Below are 19027 nucleotides of genomic sequence, written 5' to 3' on the forward strand. Positions count from 1 at the left end.
AACTTATTAGTAAAGCACCATCAATCGGTATATTGCTTTTTTAGCTGGTTATATTTGGTTTTCACCGGCTTGGTTTTATACAAATCTGCCAGGAATGTATTTTCGGCAAGCTTAATTTCATCCCTGGTTAGCTGCCTGGTGGCAAAGGCTTTTTCAAAATACTCCAACGCCTTGTCAAACTGGCTTTTTTTTGCAAAAGAGCAGCCCATGCTGTATAACGCACCGGCATCATTACTCTTTTGGGTTATTGCCTGGGTTAGATGCTTAACGGCAAGGCTATCCTGGTTGTTATATAGTAATGCTAAACCATATTCGGCGTTAAATGAACTGTCGCTGCGTAGTGGCCCTCCTTTTTCATAGCTGGCAAAAGCTGTAGTGGCATTTTCAAACGCTTTATTTTTAAAGTAACTCAGCCCAAGCAGGTAAAACCTGTTCCTCACGGTCGATAAGGTATCGGCAGTTATAGCGTCGTTATAATTGCTGATGGCCTGTTCGTAATTTTTATTGGTTAAAGATGCATCACCGTTAGCATAAAAGTATTTGTACTTAGGTGTTATTTTTATAGCTGCGTAGTAGTCTTTGTATGCCTTGCTAAAATCACCTTGCTGCACACGTACCAAACCCCGATAGTATAATGCCTCGGAATTAAATTCATTATAATTAAGCGATTGATCTAACGCTATCAGCGCGTTATCATAATCTTTGGAGTTATATAATGCTTCGCCATAAAGTTCCTGGGCAGTCGAAAGGTTGAGGGTGATTTCTTTCGCAAGATCACTCTTTGAACCATTTTTAGCTGCCTCAAGGTTAGCTTTAAGAATATTGATGGCCTGACCAAAATCCTCAACGGCTTTAGCATATTTTTGCTGTATCTGGTACGTGTTACCCTGTTCCAGGTACGCGCCGTAATTATTTTTATCGCTGCGGATAGCTTCATCGTAACTCTTTATAGCCTTATCGTAATTGGTTATACGGTTATAAGCAAGCCCCATCTTAAAATGAGCATCAGATAAGTCGTTATTACAGGCAATGGCACGCCTGTTAAAATCAATTGATTCCAGGTATTGTGATTTTGCACCGATATCTTTTTTGCCAAACTCCACCGCTCTTGTAAACCTTATCTCGGCCTTGCCATGAAGCGCCAGTGCATTGCATTTGCGAATTTTGAGCGCATTGTCATAAGCGGTATCGGCACTGGTAAAATCGTGCTTTTGGCGTACATCTTCGGCCGCTAAGAAATAGGCATTGCTGATGGAATCAACCTTTTGTTGCTGCACGGGTTCAAATCCCAACTTTTCGGCTTCAATAAAATCGGCACCGGCACTGCTGTTGTTTTTTGCTGCCACATAATTTAAGCCCCTGATATAAAAAGCCGCCTCGTATTTTGGATTTAATTTAAGCGCAACATCAAGATCTTTTTGGGCATCTTCAGTTTTTCCGTAGCGGTATAAAATTTCGCCCCTGTCAAAATAAAAAACAGCGTTTTTATCATTCAAAGCTATCGCTTTACCGTACTCATCAAGTGCACCGGCATAATTGCCAACTTTATCTTTCCAATGCCCTTTTGTGTCAAAATAAATTGGTTTTTCGGGCGCGTCATCGGTAGCGCTCAAGGTTAACACATCATAATCAGAAATGGCGCTGCTAAAATCATTTTTGTATTTAATATAAAAGGCAGCACGGGCAATTCGGGCATCCAGGTAGTTCGGGAAATATTGTATAGCAAATGAGTAATTTTCCAGGGCCCTATCTATCGCCCTGGTTTCATCGGGCTTTTTAGCAATCATAGCTTCGTATGCCTTAGCCTTAATAAAAAACACCTCGGGGTATTCACTTTTATCTTTTTTGTGTTCCTTTAGTATTTTATCGCATTCGTCAATAGCCTCATCTAATAACCCAGACCCAACTTTATTGCCCGGAGATGCAATCAGGATAAGCATTTTATTTAGCGGCGCGGTTGCGGCAGTTATTTCGGCATTGGCTTCTGGTTTTAGAGTGAGCGCCTTTTGGTAGAACCTGATAGCCTCGTTATATCTGCGCTCATCTTTAGCTTTATCTCCTTTGTTTTTAAAGTTGTCATAAGTGTACTCAGCAACCATACGTTTGGTATCCATCACTTTCTTATCAAGCGCCGGAACAAATGCCTTTAGGTTTTGAGCCTTTACATACATCTCCAAAGCATCTTTATAACGCTGATCGGCAAAATAGCCGTTGCCGGTGTTCACATATTCGTTAAAATTGGCTTGAATCGCTTTTTCTTGTTCTTCTTTGGCTGTACGGAACGAACTGCTTTCTCTAAATACACTATCGGGAGGTACAACGGTTGCGGTAGCTGATGTGTCTGTATATATATCTGTATTGTTTTCTGTAGATTCTATCGGCTTCGCCGGATCATAAAAGCTGATACCCATAACGTAAGCCGACCATTTGCCGTTACCGCCGCTTACCATCCTGATAGTTGCAATGCGCGGCCTTGTTTTATAGGCGATGTTTTTAACCTTGTATTTGCCTTTAAACTCATCGTCAAACTTTACGTTAACAAATACAAAGTCCTTTTTTTTGATAAAGGAAGGTACAAGGTTGTTATAGTTAATAGTAGCATCTGTTGATTTGTCGTATTGTAAATCAAGCGTAGTCATATACTTATCAATGCTTATATCTTTACTGTTGCCAAGCGAGGCCAAGGGGTCAATATCATTCTCAACGGTAATGTCTTTGTTGTAAAAAAGCTGGTTTCTCGATGGCTTATAACTGTCGCCCTCAATCTGGATCAGGTCGCTGGCTATATTGTTAGGATCATTAATAACATTAAGCAGGTCTGGTATCCGTTTTACAGTTTCGGTAGCCTGGTAGCTAATTTCGCGTGCATCCTTAAGTGTAAGCTTTTGGGCAAAACCGGCTGCCGAAAATAAGAGCAAAAAAAGTATGCTGCCGGCGCTTTTCAGTTGTAAATTTTTGATAAGTAATTTTTTATCCATAATAGGGAGGGGATTTTAATTAGCGGATGTTTTTGTAAGTTTACTTATAAGCCATCCGGAGTTTCGGGTTTGCCGGTTATACTGTTGAATGTCAAACGCCCAGCCGTCAATTTGATTAAAGTGGTAGGTTATATTATTTACCCTGGTAATTTGGGCATTGCTGTTAATAATTTCCTGTATAAAGCGTTGTGTTGCTGCATCAAGGTTGTCCATTTCGTCAAAATAGTTGGCTATGTTTTTTTTATCGGTGTTAACCTGGTAAATATCCATAAAATCGGTACCGTGACTCATAGGGTTAAGTGAGGTAGTTTTATTCACTGCAGCCGGCATTGTAAACCCTGCCTGATTTACAGCACCGGCTGGGGCAACAATGTTTAAGAATTTGCCATTAACTGCTGTTATTATCCATTTATAACCATTTGACGGCAACCTTATCAGCTTTAATCTTAATACTGCATTCTCACGCCTACCCTTCCAATTAACATCGCAGTTGAGGCTGGCGTACCATTTATCGCCATACATGCTCAAAAATCTGGGGTTTGCTTTATCATCAACACTTTTAATAAAGCTTTTTACTTCGGTTTTATCCCAGTCTTTTTTCTCCGCATTAAAAAGGCTTAATATCAGCCTTTCGCGGCTTATGAGGTTGGCTGAAACGTTATCGCCAGCGTATTTTTTTAATAATGTGCTATCATTATTATTAAAACGTTCAATAAATTCGTTAACCTGCTTTACCTGCCATACAAATATGTTTTGATATTCGTTCTCATAATCCTGCGCCAACAGCACAGTGCCGTTAAAAACCAGTAAAAAAGCAAACGCGTATTTTAACATAATAAGGTAATGATAAGGCTTAAAAAATTATGCTTTATGGGTTTGTACAACACCAATATCTTCCAGGAAAACATCCCATGCTTTCTTAGTATCACCATCGGCGCCGGTTTTCAGGTACGATTTTAAAACCACGGTTACATTACGGCGGGTTACATCGCCATAAACTATTTTACCATCACTAAATCCTTTAAACTTTTGTACAAATGTTATCACCGCATAATAATTACCATCGGCGCCAAGAGTGAATTTTGACGCGTAATTAATATTGGCGTATTCAATATCAACCTTATCATACTGACCGCTTAATTTTTGCAGCCGGTTAAGATAGCTACGGATTTTGTATTGAGGTTTGGTTAAAGCATTTACGCTTGACACCTCAACCTTGGCATCTTCGTTCACAAATAAATCTACTGCAAGGCCGATGGTTTTGGTTGCTATTGTTGCCGATGTATTTACCGAGCATATTGTTGCCAGGTAATTAGATAATTCCTTGGTTTTATCAAGCGCTTTTTTATTAAACAATGCCATATCTACATCAATATCGCCGGCGGCTACAACTGCCGGTTTTCCTGAAACGGCAGGAGTTGGTACAGGCCCAGCTGTAGCCGGCGCAAACAGCTGGGCTATTTTTGCTTTGGCATTGATAAGGTAAGGAGCGGCTTTGTCGGCAGCAACAAACAACTGGTGTGTGCCATTTTTGCGGATCAAAAATATAAGTGATGCTTTCGGGGCTTTGATAGTTTTATAATGGCGGGTACCGGTAATGTCGTTATCTCCTTCGGTGGTAATATTCATATCAAGCACTACGCCTTTGTTATCAACCAAAACATCAAATGCACGGGGCTGGGCTGTTTCCGTTATAAACTGATCTTTGTTATCAGCAACGCTTTTTTTATCCGAAAAAACCAGATAGCTGCCGGCAGCATTAAATGCAAAAAGGGATTTGGAAATGCTTTTTGAATGATCGGGCCCGGTTACGTTTTCTGGGTCTTTAAATTTAATTTTTTCGGCCTGTATATCTACAATTTTGGCCGGGGTGGCTTCGCCGCTATTAGTGTACAGAATATCCTGTGCCGATGCCTTTGAAACAAAAAACAACAAAATTATAAGGTAAAAAACTCTCATTTCGGGTATAGTGATTAGGGGTATATTAGGTTTGCTATTTATGGACGATTAAAGCACGTCAAGTGGCGGGGCTATATACTTATTTTTCCAGTTTTGCAATATGGTTAACATGCTATTGTTTTTTTGAGCAGTTTCTACATCAACTTTCGGCGGCAGTTTTACAACCGCAGATGCTGCCTTTTGGCCGGCTATGGTAAAACTTTTCCTGGTTCCATCGGCGTATTTAACAAACTGAATATTTTTTGTTGCCATTTTCTCCGGATCCGCTGCACCGGGCAAGGTATATGTTACGGCTCCGCTTGCTTCGTCGGCCGTAATAATCCTGGCGTATATCTGTTTTCCTGCGGTTGTTAATATAGCATCGGTGTTAAAAGGTTCTTCATAATTATCCTTAGTATACCTTATTATGCTTATTTCTTTTTTCAAAATCAGTTTGGGCTTGCCTGCAAGATCGGTAGCCTCGTTGTATGCCACTGAGTCATCGCCAATTTCCTGCACCTTACAGGAAATTGCAACGCCCTTTACAGTATAAATTATAGCTTGTGCATTGGCAACGTGCGAACAGCAAAATATTGAAATGATTAACACCGCTTTAATCAATATCGGGAATGCCGATTGGCGATGAGTGAAAAGTTTTTGTAAAGGTTTAATCATATAATTAACTATTAGGAAATCAATTTGGCATTAGGTATCATAAATATAATAATTAAATGCGCAATGAAAAATTATCAGCCCATTATTATCAATCATATTACTACTAATCAGTTTTTTACATAAAAATAAAAATAAATTTAACTTGTAAATTATTTAATAAACTTAAAACAACTACCAAATTGACTCTTTAGAAAAATAATAAATAATATATAACCTTAGTAGTGTCGATGTATGATCCGGCGGCCAGCTTTCCCATGATATCTCCCCAACTACGGCAAAAAAAATTAACTCTTGATTTAATATCGCCTAAAGTAATCAATGGCATATTATAAACAAATACCCATTTCATGGTATTCATTTACAATGTTTAATGCTTAAATTTGATGAGTTGGCGGACATGCTTTTTACGATTTGAGTTGCTATCCAAATTTGGAATTAAAGATTTTTTTTGAAGCTGATTCAATTCAACGGGAAGTTTTACCTGCTTTTTTTTAAATATTGGAGCACAGATAAAAACTAAAATATTTGTAGTTATATTTAAAATATAAACGCAGCAAATTATTTAGGTTGTACACAAGGATTGAGGCTAATAATTTAGAATACGTTGCCTGCTTTACTTTTAAATTCACTATATCGATAAATTACTACTAAACACCTAACCTTTAAATAATTATGAGCCATACCCCAGCTTGTTTTTTGCAAACTACACACCCGATCGACTTAAGCAAGAGTTAAATCGCACGTTATATTTTAATATATTGTAATTATTGTTATTTATGAAGAAACTTTTACTCGCGTTTGTTTTACTAATTTCAGCTATTACCCTAAATGCCCAGCAAACTGCCGAAAGTTATTTAAAGAGCGCTATAGACAAACAAAGCTCAGGAGATAATGAGGGAGCAATTGCCGATTGTACCAAAGCATTGGCTTTTGGGCAAAATATTGCTGATATAACCAATGTCAGAGCTTTATCGTTATTTAACCTTGGCCAGTATGAACAGGCCATTGAAGATTTTAACCGTACTATTCGCGTTTATCCTACCAACGCGCTGGCTTTTAACTACAGAGGCACATGCCGGTATATACTTGGTAAAACAGATAAAATGGATAAACAACAGCGGCAGGTGCTTGAGGCTATAAAAGATTTTTCCGCTGCTATCCGTATTTCGCCCAAATATGCGTCGGCTTATGCCAACCGCGGCAATGCAAAGGTGTGTGTACATTTATATAATGAGGCAATAAATGATTTTTCGGAGGCGATTGCTATCGACCCGGCCAACGCTACCTATTATAACAACCGTGCCTTTGCACGCACTGTAGTGGGTAAAAACGTTGATGCTATAAATGATTGCAATACGGCGCTTCGGTTAGACCCTAAACTTGCGGCAGGCGCTTATCGTAATCGCGGTAACGCCGAGATAAAACTGGGAAAATATGAGGCAGCGATAGAAGATTGCAGCAAAGCCATTGGCCTCGACCTGCAAAATCCCAAAGCTTATAATTACCGGGGGTACGCCTATTATATGATGGGTAAGCATGAACTGGCGATAAAAGATGATGATACCAGTACCGATTATAAAGAGGACGATAGCGCCCCCTACTGGCAATACCGCGACGATGCCGAAGCTAAATTGAATAAACGAGGGGGGGCAATTGCCATAGCATCAAAGGTAACGGCAACGGTACCGGCTGCTAAACCCACAGTCAACTCATCTTCAAGCAGTTCGCAACCAACTACCCCGGCTACCACACCCATTGCAACACCTTCGCCGGCAAAACCTGTTCCGGTAACCGAAACAGCGGCAATGAATGTGCCTGCTAATCCTGCACCCATAAAACAGGCAGAAACAGTCCAGCCACTACAACCGCCCGTTGTAAGCCAAAGTACAATTGCACCGCCGGAAAACAATGCAAATAACACTTTTGTGAATTTTCAGTGGCTTAAGCCGGTTGACGACGTCAGCAGCCTGCCCAATGGTGTTTTAAAACCTTTTGACAGCAATGAAATCCAGATTAAAATAAAGGTAAATTCCAACGTGCCGCTTGATGCAAAGGAGTTTCACCTTTATATGAACAATGCCGATGTAAGCAACGGCAATAAAATGACAACCGCCAGTATCGAGGATTTAAAGCGCAAGGCAAATACTTATCAATACACCTATATAACCACCGTTAAGGTAGGGCTTGATACAAGCGTTATTAGGCTTGCATACAAAAATTACGCACCAAGCGATGACCTTACTGTTGTTTATCGTCCGCAGGATATAAGCCTGCACATACTGGCCATAGGTACCGAAGGGCAAAGCTTAAAATATCCCGAAAAAGATGCGACCGATTTTGCAAATATATTCAGCGAGCAAAAAGGCGCCGGCAAATTGTTTCATGATGTAAGTGCGAAAGTTTTGATAGGCGATGATGCCAAAGCTATAAATATGGCCAACGAAATTGGAATGTGGGCCGGCAAGCAATATAACGAGCGCGATGTACTCATGTTGTTTATCTCATCGCACGGATTAATTGAAAATGGGCACCTGGTAATTACCGGGTCGGACTATAAGGCCACCAATAGCAGGCAAACAACTATCGATTTTAAAAGCCAGGTGGTTGACCAACTGGAGGCACTGAATTGTAAGAAATTTATTTTTATCGATGCCTGCAACAGTGGTGCCGGGCTGGGCGATGGCGGCAAGGCAGCCTTACAGGACGTAACCGGCGAAATTAATAAGATGGCAACATCGGGCAACGGCATTACCATCATCAGCTCGAGCAGCAGCACCGAAAAAAGCTGGGAAGATGAAAGCTGGGGAAATGGCGCCTTTACCAGGGCAATAAAAGATGGCCTGCAGGACATGAAGGCCGACAAAGACGGCAATGGCTTTGTGACCATGAATGAATTGTTTGAGTATGTAAAAATCCGGGTGGCCGACCTGATAAGCCAGGCTGGTAAGAAAGACGAAAACGGTAACCCGGTTACGCAAACGCCCAAAATGGTAAATCCCCGGGGCGATGTTAGCATTTATATAAAATAGCCGGACTTGTCATCGATAAAAAGCACTTAAAATGAATAAGCAACCTGTACTTTTACTTGTATTTATCATATTAAACCTGGTTTGCTGTATCGGAGTGATGGCCCAGTCAAAAACCTTGGCACTTAAAACACGCGCCTTGCATTATGACTTAACACAGCCGGATATACAATACTCTGGTTTAAAAGCGAAGCAAGATACCTTGTTTAAAAATGGCGGGCAATTTGGGTTAATATTGGATGATACCTTATATAACAGCGCGCCACGGTTGGCCGTTGGCAGTAAATCGCCGGTTACAGCCCCGCAATTTTCGCTCAAAAACTACACCCCCTATCCTGGTAACCAGGGGCAGTGTAACTCCTGCGTGTGCTGGGCGGCCAGTTATGGTGCCCTTACCACCTCATGGGCTTACAAAAACAATATAACCGACAGGGCAAAAATTACCAGTGATGCCAAATCGCCAATGTTTGTATATGTACAAATAGCCAATAGCTGCGAGCGCGGGTCAAGGCTGAACGACGCATTAACCGTACTCAAAAAGCAGGGAGCGTGTTCCATAAACGATTTTAACCCGCAAACTTATTACACATCTGACAATCATTTGGGCGATATTGAACCTTTAAAGCCTGTGGCTTTGCCATACCGCATTAAAGATTTTGCAACGGTATTTCCCCTTAATTCCGATTCGGCTAAAAAGGTTGATGAAACCCGTTATAGCATTGCAAACCATCAACCAGTTGTTGCCGGCTTTCAGCTATATTCCAGCTTTTATGATGTAAATTCAACTAATTTCCTATGGTCGCCCAACCCCGCTGCCGAGCAAAAGCTGGCGTCGCATGCTATGTGCATAGTAGGCTACAACGATTACCTAAAAACCTTCGAGGTGATGAACAGCTGGGGCATAGGCTGGGGCAATGGCGGGTACTTTAATATCAGCTATAAAGATTTTGCCAGGCTTGCCAATTACGGCTACCAGGTAACGCTTGATGATCGGCCCACTCCCGATGCCGCGGTGAAAGTTGGCGGCGATTTCGCGATAGAACGCTTCCAATCATGGGACGATAAAAAGGATAAGCCTGTATTTGATGCCGTGAGTCCAAAGCTCGAGAATAACGAATATACACTGCATGCCGAATTTAGCAAAGGCGATTATTTACGCCTTTTTGCAAAAAATGTGAGCTCTAACTGTTATATCTATGTGTTCAGTATCGATCCTAATGGCAAGGACGAGGTATTATACCCCTTCAGTAAAAATGAAGCTTTTAGCGCGGCACATGGCCTGAGTGGCAATGTAACCGAGGTGCCACGTATTTACGATAACGCGGTGTTGGAGATACCGGGCAACAATAAGGTTATTACCACGGATGTTAGCGGCCTTGATAATATGGTGATTTTATACAGCTACAACCAGATAGAAAACATAAGCGACATTGTTACCCAGGTAAAAGAAAGCGCCAAACCAATTATGATGGATAAACTTAAAGAAGTACTTGGTACCCGCCTGATGCCCCCCGGCAGCTTGCAATATCAGCCCGGAAAAATGAGTGTTACAGGTACGTCGAAAAGCGGCGATATCATCCCGATCATTTTGAAAGTTAACGTGAACTAAAATATTTCCACTACCTTGTTGCTTATGAAGGCTGCCTCAAAAGGGCAGTCTTTTTTTTGCGAAGAAGAAAAGTTAAGAATTGTCAATCCCGTGCAAGATTGTTTTACATCCGGAAGTATTAAGGGGGCGTTATATCTACCTCGTTTACAGTCTTAGGCAGGCTAAGCCTCACACATTGAAAATATAACAGATCATGCGTACCTTGTTTCAGCACATCACAGTATAGGCTAACCAATATAAGGGCGAACTTTTTTAGGAGGTGCCGAAACAAGCGTCGACATGAGTTTTCTTTTATTTGAAAAGTATTTATTTCTTTTCTTCAGCTCTTTTTAAAACGGCATGATTTTTTGAGCCGTTAATTTCCAGGTCAATAGCAGTTGAATCGCCGTAAAATTTGCCGGTATGAGCAATATCCATTCCGCTGGTAGCTATGCTGAATGAGAAAGTGGTACCATCTGTTTTACCATTGGTTAACGGCACATCACCTTCGGGTGTTAAAGCCGTTCCTGTTAATTTGTCCCCTTCAATTTTAAAATTGTAAAGCAAGGGATACTCGGTGCCGCCAATGTCAATTTTTCCGGCCCATTTTCCGTTAAGGTCGGCAATGGCTGCAAGGCAAGCCATAAAGCAGCCAACCAATAATGCTGTAGTAAAAAACTTTCTTTTCATAATTTAATTTTGTTGATATCTAAGATAAGATKTTTTTTAAACACTTAAGTTACCAAATTATTATAAAAAAAATTAAGGGCCAATATTTTACACTACTTAGCCATTACCGCCTTCAAAATATAATTTTCCATGATTTTTTCAGGTTGCCATACCCTCCGGTTCCTGAAATTACCGGATGTAATGACTACGACCATTTGGTATTGCGGCACAATAAAAATGTATTGGCCACCCGCCCCACGGGCTTCAATGGTATTAATGGTTTGGCCGTTTACGTTATAGTGATAATGCCACCATAAAAAGCCATACTCGTTTTTCTCGTTATGATTTTCGAGCACCAGGTATTTTTTAAATGATGCGTCAACCCAATTTTTGCTGATGATCTGCCTGTTTTGCCATTTACCACTATCAGCATAAAGCAAACCAAATTTCAATAGATCGCGCGGGCGCAGCAGCATTCCACCTCCAAAATACGGGCGATGCAACGGATCGTCAAAAACTATATAGTTGGAAATGCCTAAGGGCTCAAAAAGGTTCCGATCTATAAAGAAATCGAGCGGTTGTTTTACAACAGTATCTAAAATTACACCCAACAAATACGGGTTAGCTGAACTATAATTGGCATGCGTCCCCGGATAATTGATCATCGGTGCCTCTACTACTGTTTTAAGCCAGTCGGCCGAGTTTTGGTATTCGTCTTCGGATGCTACAGATTTACGATCAATCCCGAAGTCTATCGCATCAAGGCCCGAACTCATGGTAAGCAGGTTGCCAATACTGATGGCTTGTTTCCTGGCATCGCCATCGGCGGCGCGTTTGTACTTTGCAGGTAAAAACCCAAACAGTTTTTGGGCCGTATCTTTCAGCAGTCCTTTATCCATGGCAATGCCCACAATTGCCGACGAGATACTTTTTGAGGCCGAACGGAGGTCATGCACCGTTGCTTCATCATAGCCATTAAAATATTGCTCATAAACCAGCTTACCGTTACGGCTAATGAGCACACTATGCGTATTGGTGATTTTATTGGCGTTAATGCTATCTGCCATCAACTTTAAATAACGCACGTCAAAGCCGGCAGCTTTTAAACTATTTACAGGCAAGCCGTCCTGCATATCGGCCGGCACTTTACCATCAAATGGTATTTTGGGATTTCCGCCTGTTAAATCCCAATCATTAACCGACCGGCGCAATGAAACCGCAGCAATGGGCAAGCCGGCTATTGACGCCTGTAAGTTTATTGCATTCTTTAAAATTCTGCCATTAAACTTTAACCCGGTGCGATAATCTCCGAAATGAACACTATCACCTGTAAGCGTTAGCCCGCCACTGGCGAACCCCGAAAAACGGGGATCGCCCAGGAAAATATAAGCTTCGTATTTGGTTGAATCGGTATTTTCCACATCAATATAAAATTGAGGCTTCAGGTTGGGCACAAAAAGAATATTCCACCGGCCGGTATAAATATTTCCTGGTTGCTGTTTCAATACCAGGTGATAGCTCCACTGAACGGAACGGATGAAGAGCCGGATTTTCCCCTCCCCGATAATGCCCTTAACAGCAAGGTTGCTATCTATTTTGATATCAAATTTATTGGCCAATAAGCCAAATTTCTTTTGAATTGATTTCCCGGATGATGACAATTGAAAAGTATATGCATTAGCGCTCAACTTTTTTACTGATACATTGATGCTGAAATTCTCCGGATGATTTAGTAAGCCCTCCCAATGGCCTTCGTATGGTTTCATCCCAATCTGGGCTATGCAGCTACAACTGATTAGCAACAGAAATAACAACCCGGGTAACCTATTTTTTAAAAACTTGCCTGATAACATGATATATATTTTATACCACAATAGTAATGGCAATAATGCCGGCAAAATAGCACATTGTTAACGTGCGGTAATTATTTTTCGGTATTGCAATGGCGTAACCCCTACCGCCTGCTTAAAACTCCTGATAAAATGGCTCTGATCGGCAAAACCGCATTCGTAACCAATTTGGGTAAGTGAAACACCTGCTTTGGTTAATAACCCGGCCGCCTGTTCTATTCGTAGTTTTTTTAGGTAATCGCCAACAGTGGTATTAAAATATTTAGGGAAACAGCGCGATAAATGTACCGGGTGCACCTGCGCTATGGATGCCAGTGTATCCCAGGATAAAGCGGATATATCATTACTGTTTAAAACCTCTTTTATTTTTTTAACCCAGGTTGGCTGCCTAGCTGTTTCCCGGCATTTTTCATTGACTAACAAGCCCAAAACTTTAAAAAGCGATTCGCGGATTGAAAGCAGTTCGATACCCGCCGCGTATTTGGTTTCCATGGACATGCTGCGGAACAGCAGTTTGAAAACCGGGTTGTCTAGTTTCAGGCTGCCTTCTATCTGGCTTAAAGGCCATTGGTACTTGTCAAAAAAATTCTGCTCCAATTCAATATGAAAGCCACGGGTATAGCCGGGATATTTGGTATTGCAATGCGCATCCTGCCAGTTATGGAATAACAAAGTTCCGGCCTCGCATTCATAGCTTCCTTTTTTGTTGGTTTCCTGCATGTTACCGGTAAGCAAAAAAGTAAAGTACGGGTTTTGATGCGTATGCCAGTCAACCTTATCATGTGTATACTCGGTATCAGTAATGATAAGGTTATCCAAATGAATAGCCTTATTCTGGATTCCGAAATATTTTCCTTTGTCAAGCTGAAGCATACGCTTTATAGACGGCTGGCAAAGAGAATTGTTACGAGGGTAAGAATTATTGAATTATTGAATTATTGAATTATTGAATTATAATCTATAGCAACCCCTCATTTTCAAATCTTCAAATTCTCAAATCCTCAAATCCACTTTCATCTGCACATCTGAAATCTAAAATCTGTACATCTACATTATTTGTTTATTTTTACCGCCGATGAAAAAAGTGGAAGTATTAAAGCTGATTGATCTGATTGAGGAGATTAAGAAACTGGACGAATTGATTACTCAAAGCCGCAAAAAAAAGACTTCTGACTTTGTGCTGAACCAGTATGAAGCTAAAAAAATAAAAATGATCGGTTCTATCATCAATGAACTGGCCAACCCTCCTATCCAGTCGATGGAAAGCTACCTGCTTATCCAAAAAATTCTGAACAAATATTACCCGAACATTGATAACGGCGACCTGCTAAACGATGGCGATGTAGCAAAAATTATTGCTGTTATTTAGGTTAAGCTAAAAACCAAAAATAACGGCCAAAGGCTCCTCACGTTCACCTTCTTTCCAGAATATGGTTTTGGGGTGAAAATGTTTCCACGAATGCCAATATTCCTGGTAGGCCTGCACTTTGATAAGCCGTTGGCCTTTTTGAGCCCCTGAAGTACATAAACCATCCCAATCCCAAACAGAGGCTGTTTCTTTATCGGTAAGCTGATCATTCTTATCCAGATCGAAATGCAATGTTTTGCCATTGAGTACGGTATTCCATACGTGATAGCTCAGGCTGTCCTTCTCGATGCCTATCAATAGCGAATTGTTGTTAAGTTCGTCATTCAATATCCGCTTGTGGAACATGTGCCGCCAGTCATAAGCTTTGGCCTGGCCGTTGATGATTACCCCGATAACCCAACTTTTACGGATTAACGAATCCTTATTTTTCAGCGTACTATCTTTATCTATGTACTGCACACGGTCATAATTTTTAAGATCGGCATAATCAGGAGCATACAACTTATCAGGCTGCATGATAAGCGATGTAGGGTGCTTTTGCAACCATGCTCCGAGAGTTAATTGCTCATAAGGCAATTCCTGTAAATGCTGACCTTTTAGTTTACCAACCGCGGCGTTACCGGTAGCCTGGTACCACCAGGTTTTGGTACTTTCGTCTTCAATAATGGCGTTATAATGCCTTGCCCCTACCAGCCTGAAATTTTGACGTATGCCATTCACAATTGGGTTATAAACTCTGCCCGTGCGGCACATGGTACAATAGGTAACCAAAACAGGCTGCTGGCCCACATTATCCTGTACTTTGTGATGATAGCCCAAATAAATAACCGGGTAAGCCTTGGCAACGCCATTGTTTACCACACCCACAACCAAATAATTTAAAGGCACTTTGTTTGATAATCCGTTGGCAAATTTAGCAGCCCCGGTTTCTTTAAACATGGTTTCGGCTTTGTACATATAATCGGTAATGTAAAAGCTGCCCAGGCAAAGTAGCAATACCACGGCTTTAACTATTTTGCCCTTCTGCGTGTTTTTTGAGTAGAACTTAAAAAGGTACCAAATAATAAAAATTGCGCCTATCAAGCGTAACGGATTCACTATTTTTTCAAGGTAATAACATACTGTAATGGCATTCAAATCCTGGCTACCGGGAAAAGGCATCAGCAGGTAGGCATGTACCAGGCCCGGTACCACCAACAAAATAATCCCAATCCAAAATATTCCTGGTCTGTGTATATATTTCTTCATTTAATCTGCATTTAAGGCGGCGTACCTGTTTGCCGATGGCAGGTACCCATTTGTTTTTAAGATACCCGCCAAGCGATTGTAAAAAGCAGGGTCGGTTGGTGTTACGCTGGCCAATCCATCTACATAACGGTTATATAAGCTAAAAAGAGCGGCAATTAAAACAGTATCGTGTAACTCCAGGTCGGTAGCGCCGGCCTGTTTGGCCTTTGCAACCAATTCGGGGGTTACATTTTTGCCGTTTTGCTGCGTTTGGCGTGCAATTTCAAGCAAATGTTTCATTTTTTTGGTTACCGGGGCGTTGTCGGGGTCGTTTTTTACCTTTTCGGCAGTTTCGGTATCGCCTAACAAAACATCAGCGGCGGCGGTGTGGGCGTTGGTGCAAAAGCGGCATTGATTACCATTGCTTACCACGGTGGCAATTAATTCGCGCTCGCCTTCCGTCAGGGTCGATTCTCCCCGCAACAGGATTTGGGTAAGCTGCCGTATGGGCAAAGCTGTATCCTGCCTGTAATTAAGCAAACCGGTAATTCCGGGCAGGTTTTCGTCTAATGGGATATAAGGCATACCAGCTTTAATGTGTTTCGGGCGTTGCAGCCAACCAATAAATTTAAATACAAGGTTTTATAATCGACCCTAATTTATCTAAAAAATTAATTAAACAACAATAAGCGGCAAAATTTATTCTGGTAACTACTGTTTCTTACCGTTTTCCACGCTCTTTATCTCTTCCTTGCGGTCTTTTTTAAAGTCGAAGTTATTAAAATCGGCAGTTTGGGGCAAATCCATGGTGTAGCTGGTAAGGGTATCAACTTCTATGGTAATATCAGTCGCGTCCAGGTCAATCAGGTGGCCGCCGGCGGTTTTATCCATCGACAGAAAATGAAAATGATACCCGCTGATATGCGCCCCCTCCATATACGCCGGAATACGGAAGCCAACAAGGTGGCCCTGTACGTTGGTATGTTCAAAAAAATGCTGCCTGTTTAGCATGGAGGCAAGCGGCAGGTAAGGCTTTTCAACCGGTGGGAAAGCCCTGGTTTTAACGAACTTAAATTTACCTTTAATATGGATGGCATAAATACCGTTTTGGTTGGTAAGCAAGCTATCCATCAGGGCGTAAAGCGCTGTTTTATTTAAGTTGCCGGTATGCTTATACGTTTTTTTAGCCTTAAAAAAGCAAACTATTGCATAAGGTAGTTTACCTGTATCGGCAACCAAGGTCGTTTTACCTGTTGATCTTGTTTGGTATATCTTTCCATCCAGCATCAGCAGCTCGCCATCAAGGTGGCCGGGGGCGCCGAGGCCAAAATCGCCATGTTTTTCCAATTGCTTATAGGGATACCAGTTATCATACAGGCCGCCTATAAAACCCGACGCAAAGCCGGCGCTGAACAGGTTATCGCCGGTACCGGCAGGTTTTGTTTTTTGCTGGGCGATGGCTGTGCTGCAGCATAAAATAAACAAGGATAATAAACAAAAAGAGGCATGACGCGTTTGCATTGATGGTGTAATTATTTCAGGGTATACAAAGCAATTGTTTTACTGCCGCTTATCCTAATTAAGTTTAGATTTTATTGACCGGCTAATCGCGTCCGGCCAGACCCATATCTATCCGCCTTGGATGCCGGATATCTTGTACCAAACGATTACTTTTCAAGTACTTTTAATACATATTTGGCATACTTTATTGATACTTTTACGCACTTTTGGCATACTTTTACAATACTATTAAATACATATTTTAGTATTTAACTAAGTGAATTACAGATATTTAAATTAATAAAACAACAAGTGGCGATTTGTTTTTTAAACAACCAGGGGCGATTATCTTTAAAAAGACAGCCGCCCCTATCGCTCTATACAAATTTAACAAAAACCGGTTGCAAATACAAGTTCGGCAAGCATATAATTGCGTTGCCGGGCCACTTAAATTTTACTTTGCCCTTACGGTGATGCTAAACGCTTAGTTTAAATTTGTATAGCAAATAATTTAAAATACCATGATGAAAGTAGAGATCTGGAGCGATGTAATGTGCCCCTTTTGTTATATAGGCAAACGCCGGTTTGAAGAAGCTTTGGAACAATTTGAACATAAAGACCAGGTTGAAATTGAATGGAAAAGCTTTCAGCTTAACCCGGATATGAAAACCGACCCCAACATTAACATTAGCCAGTACCTGGCCGATGCAAAAGGCTGGACGCTTGAATACGCCCAACAAATGAACAACCACGTAACCCAGATGGCGGCCGAAGTTGGCCTGACCTATGATTTCGACCGGTCGGTTGTTGCCAATAGTTTTAAAGCGCATCGTTTTAGCCACCTGGCTAAGAAGCATGGCCTGGGCGACAAAGCGGAAGAAGTGTTGTTTAAAGCTTACTTTACCGAGGGTTTAAATATTGATGATACCGATACCCTGGTAAACCTGGGCAGCGGCATTGGCCTTAATTCAGCCGAAATAAAACAAGTGCTGGAAAGCGATACTTATGCTGACGATGTGAAGCACGACATTGCCGAAGCGCAGCAACTGGGCATCAGGGGTGTTCCGTTTTTTGTGATGAATAACAAATATGGCGTATCAGGCGCGCAGGCGGTTCCCGTTTTCCAGGAGACTATAGAAAAATCATTTGCCGAATGGCAGCAGGAAAACAGCAAACCGGCGCTAACTATTATTGAAGGAGAATCGTGCGGACCGGATAGCGACTGCGCTTAATTACTGATTAATAGCTGTAAATCCGGTATATTGTTTTTTTACGACAATATTTCATTTGATATAAATTTCAGAAGGTATAGGTTAAATAAATTTCGTTATTTAGCCTATACCTTTTTTTTAATCCCGCTTTATACAATTAGCGCGAAAAATAGTTTTAAACATTTTTAAATAAGGCGAAACAATATTATATTTAAAGCAGTAAAACGAATTGAAGATCAACGATGTATGTATGCGAAAAATATACTATAATTTATTTACCGGCTTATTTTTAATTGCTACTGTAAGCAGCTGTAGGCTTAGCGGCGACGTTATACCGGCTAATGCTGTCAAAATAGACACCACTGGTACTGGTACTGGTACTGGTACAGGGACAGGAACGGGTACCGGCACAGGAACAGGTACTGGAACGGGTACAGGAACTGGAACAGGAACGGGAACTGGAACTGGAACAGGTACCGGCACAGGAACAGGAACAGGCAGTAGTGGAGATGTGGCTATTGGTCCGGTTGGTACTATATCGTACCAGGTGGATAGCGATCCTATCGTTACCTATAATACAAACACAGTGTTTGTTGTTTTTTTACCGACCGATCCGGGCGTGAGCCTGCTTTATCCAAACGGGGCCACACAAATTGGGATGCTTAACCCAAAAGACCTGAATACTTCTTTTACTTTGATTTTTACAGGCATAACACCCGGTACCTACGATATTTTCGCGGCAACTATTACCACACCAACCTTGCAGCTTACCGCCCAGGCAACAGGTAAGGCAAAAGCCACAATTTTAACGCATTCATCTAATACCAAGGGAACCGTACAAGGTACATTTAGCGGCGACGAGATGGACGCATCATTTAATACCCATCATGTTAAAGGGTCGTTTAACTTAAAACAGTAACCTTACCCAAACCAGTGTCATATTTGCAAGGCAGTTGTGTAAAAGCAACTGCTTTTTTATTTTCGAAAAAAACAGGC

Annotated in this window: 15 protein-coding genes; 5 read left to right on the plus strand and 10 right to left on the minus strand. The window is 41.3% G+C overall.

What is annotated here, in order from left to right:
• Positions 1 to 20: 20 nt before the first annotated feature.
• The 4 genes from AC1DV1_RS07545 to AC1DV1_RS07560 are packed head-to-tail and all read right to left on the minus strand — an operon-like array spanning position 21 to position 5591.
• Positions 21 to 2978 (minus strand): tetratricopeptide repeat protein, encoded by a 2958-nt coding sequence (locus AC1DV1_RS07545; RefSeq protein ID WP_477357145.1) that lies wholly within the window; start codon positions 2976 to 2978, stop codon positions 21 to 23.
• A 15-nt stretch (positions 2979 to 2993) separates the two neighbouring features.
• Positions 2994 to 3812: a hypothetical protein gene (locus AC1DV1_RS07550; protein ID WP_477357147.1), complete on the minus strand. Its 819-nt coding sequence runs from the start codon at positions 3810 to 3812 to the stop codon at positions 2994 to 2996.
• Positions 3813 to 3839: 27 nt separating this feature from the next.
• A complete protein-coding gene (locus AC1DV1_RS07555; RefSeq protein ID WP_477357149.1) occupies positions 3840 to 4937 on the minus strand; it encodes a hypothetical protein in 1098 nt (365 codons plus the stop codon).
• Between the two features lie 48 nt (positions 4938 to 4985).
• On the minus strand, positions 4986 to 5591 hold the full coding sequence (locus AC1DV1_RS07560; RefSeq protein WP_477357151.1) for a hypothetical protein: 606 nt from the start codon (positions 5589 to 5591) through the stop codon (positions 4986 to 4988).
• Positions 5592 to 6367: 776 nt separating this feature from the next.
• Between AC1DV1_RS07560 and AC1DV1_RS07565 the strand changes: the two genes are divergently transcribed.
• Positions 6368 to 8620 (plus strand): tetratricopeptide repeat protein, encoded by a 2253-nt coding sequence (locus AC1DV1_RS07565; protein WP_477357153.1) that lies wholly within the window; start codon positions 6368 to 6370, stop codon positions 8618 to 8620.
• Positions 8621 to 8651: 31 nt separating this feature from the next.
• A complete protein-coding gene (locus AC1DV1_RS07570) occupies positions 8652 to 10226 on the plus strand; it encodes a C1 family peptidase (protein ID WP_477357155.1) in 1575 nt (524 codons plus the stop codon).
• 306 nt (positions 10227 to 10532) lie between these two features.
• On the opposite strand, the gene AC1DV1_RS07575 is transcribed toward AC1DV1_RS07570, so the two are convergent.
• The 3 genes from AC1DV1_RS07575 to AC1DV1_RS07585 form a co-directional block, all read right to left on the minus strand.
• Positions 10533 to 10895, minus strand: coding sequence for a hypothetical protein (locus tag AC1DV1_RS07575; protein WP_090644786.1), 363 nt, complete (start codon positions 10893 to 10895; stop codon positions 10533 to 10535).
• 92 nt (positions 10896 to 10987) lie between these two features.
• Positions 10988 to 12640: a serine hydrolase domain-containing protein gene (locus AC1DV1_RS07580; RefSeq protein ID WP_477357157.1), complete on the minus strand. Its 1653-nt coding sequence runs from the start codon at positions 12638 to 12640 to the stop codon at positions 10988 to 10990.
• A 144-nt stretch (positions 12641 to 12784) separates the two neighbouring features.
• Positions 12785 to 13597 (minus strand): helix-turn-helix domain-containing protein, encoded by an 813-nt coding sequence (locus AC1DV1_RS07585; protein ID WP_477357159.1) that lies wholly within the window; start codon positions 13595 to 13597, stop codon positions 12785 to 12787.
• A 202-nt stretch (positions 13598 to 13799) separates the two neighbouring features.
• Here AC1DV1_RS07585 and AC1DV1_RS07590 point away from each other — a divergent pair, with 202 nt between their 5' ends.
• Positions 13800 to 14093: a hypothetical protein gene (locus tag AC1DV1_RS07590; RefSeq protein ID WP_477357161.1), complete on the plus strand. Its 294-nt coding sequence runs from the start codon at positions 13800 to 13802 to the stop codon at positions 14091 to 14093.
• A 6-nt stretch (positions 14094 to 14099) separates the two neighbouring features.
• Here the strand turns inward: AC1DV1_RS07590 and AC1DV1_RS07595 are convergent, their stop codons facing one another.
• The 3 genes from AC1DV1_RS07595 to budA all read right to left on the minus strand — a co-directional run bounded on the left by AC1DV1_RS07595 (position 14100) and on the right by budA (position 16841).
• Positions 14100 to 15341 (minus strand): DUF3179 domain-containing (seleno)protein, encoded by a 1242-nt coding sequence (locus AC1DV1_RS07595; protein WP_477357163.1) that lies wholly within the window; start codon positions 15339 to 15341, stop codon positions 14100 to 14102.
• Entirely contained in the window at positions 15342 to 15905 is a 564-nt protein-coding gene (locus AC1DV1_RS07600; RefSeq protein ID WP_477357165.1) for a carboxymuconolactone decarboxylase family protein, read from the minus strand.
• A 126-nt stretch (positions 15906 to 16031) separates the two neighbouring features.
• The gene (gene budA / locus AC1DV1_RS07605; RefSeq protein ID WP_477357167.1) at positions 16032 to 16841 is read right to left on the minus strand and encodes an acetolactate decarboxylase; all 810 of its coding nucleotides are present in this window, start codon (positions 16839 to 16841) and stop codon (positions 16032 to 16034) included.
• 500 nt (positions 16842 to 17341) lie between these two features.
• Here budA and AC1DV1_RS07610 point away from each other — a divergent pair, with 500 nt between their 5' ends.
• Complete coding sequence (locus AC1DV1_RS07610; RefSeq protein WP_477357169.1) at positions 17342 to 18052, plus strand: DsbA family oxidoreductase; 711 nt, start codon at positions 17342 to 17344, stop codon at positions 18050 to 18052.
• 229 nt (positions 18053 to 18281) lie between these two features.
• Entirely contained in the window at positions 18282 to 18950 is a 669-nt protein-coding gene (locus AC1DV1_RS07615; protein ID WP_477357171.1) for a hypothetical protein, read from the plus strand.
• Positions 18951 to 19027 lie beyond the last annotated feature (77 nt).

This window comes from Mucilaginibacter sp. P4_D1 (genome assembly GCF_056401935.1).

Coding starts and splice junctions, on each gene's coding strand:
- AC1DV1_RS07585 (WP_477357159.1), bottom strand. CDS start 13,597: ATGCTTCAGCTTGACAAAGGAAAATATTTCGGAATCCAGAATAAGGCT.
- budA (WP_477357167.1), bottom strand. CDS start 16,841: ATGCAAACGCGTCATGCCTCTTTTTGTTTATTATCCTTGTTTATTTTA.
- AC1DV1_RS07600 (WP_477357165.1), bottom strand. CDS start 15,905: ATGCCTTATATCCCATTAGACGAAAACCTGCCCGGAATTACCGGTTTG.
- AC1DV1_RS07595 (WP_477357163.1), bottom strand. CDS start 15,341: ATGAAGAAATATATACACAGACCAGGAATATTTTGGATTGGGATTATT.
- AC1DV1_RS07550 (WP_477357147.1), bottom strand. CDS start 3,812: ATGTTAAAATACGCGTTTGCTTTTTTACTGGTTTTTAACGGCACTGTG.
- AC1DV1_RS07575 (WP_090644786.1), bottom strand. CDS start 10,895: ATGAAAAGAAAGTTTTTTACTACAGCATTATTGGTTGGCTGCTTTATG.
- AC1DV1_RS07565 (WP_477357153.1), top strand. CDS start 6,368: ATGAAGAAACTTTTACTCGCGTTTGTTTTACTAATTTCAGCTATTACC.
- AC1DV1_RS07570 (WP_477357155.1), top strand. CDS start 8,652: ATGAATAAGCAACCTGTACTTTTACTTGTATTTATCATATTAAACCTG.
- AC1DV1_RS07590 (WP_477357161.1), top strand. CDS start 13,800: ATGAAAAAAGTGGAAGTATTAAAGCTGATTGATCTGATTGAGGAGATT.
- AC1DV1_RS07580 (WP_477357157.1), bottom strand. CDS start 12,640: ATGAAACCATACGAAGGCCATTGGGAGGGCTTACTAAATCATCCGGAG.
- AC1DV1_RS07610 (WP_477357169.1), top strand. CDS start 17,342: ATGATGAAAGTAGAGATCTGGAGCGATGTAATGTGCCCCTTTTGTTAT.
- AC1DV1_RS07545 (WP_477357145.1), bottom strand. CDS start 2,978: ATGGATAAAAAATTACTTATCAAAAATTTACAACTGAAAAGCGCCGGC.
- AC1DV1_RS07615 (WP_477357171.1), top strand. CDS start 18,282: ATGCGAAAAATATACTATAATTTATTTACCGGCTTATTTTTAATTGCT.
- AC1DV1_RS07555 (WP_477357149.1), bottom strand. CDS start 4,937: ATGAGAGTTTTTTACCTTATAATTTTGTTGTTTTTTGTTTCAAAGGCA.
- AC1DV1_RS07560 (WP_477357151.1), bottom strand. CDS start 5,591: ATGATTAAACCTTTACAAAAACTTTTCACTCATCGCCAATCGGCATTC.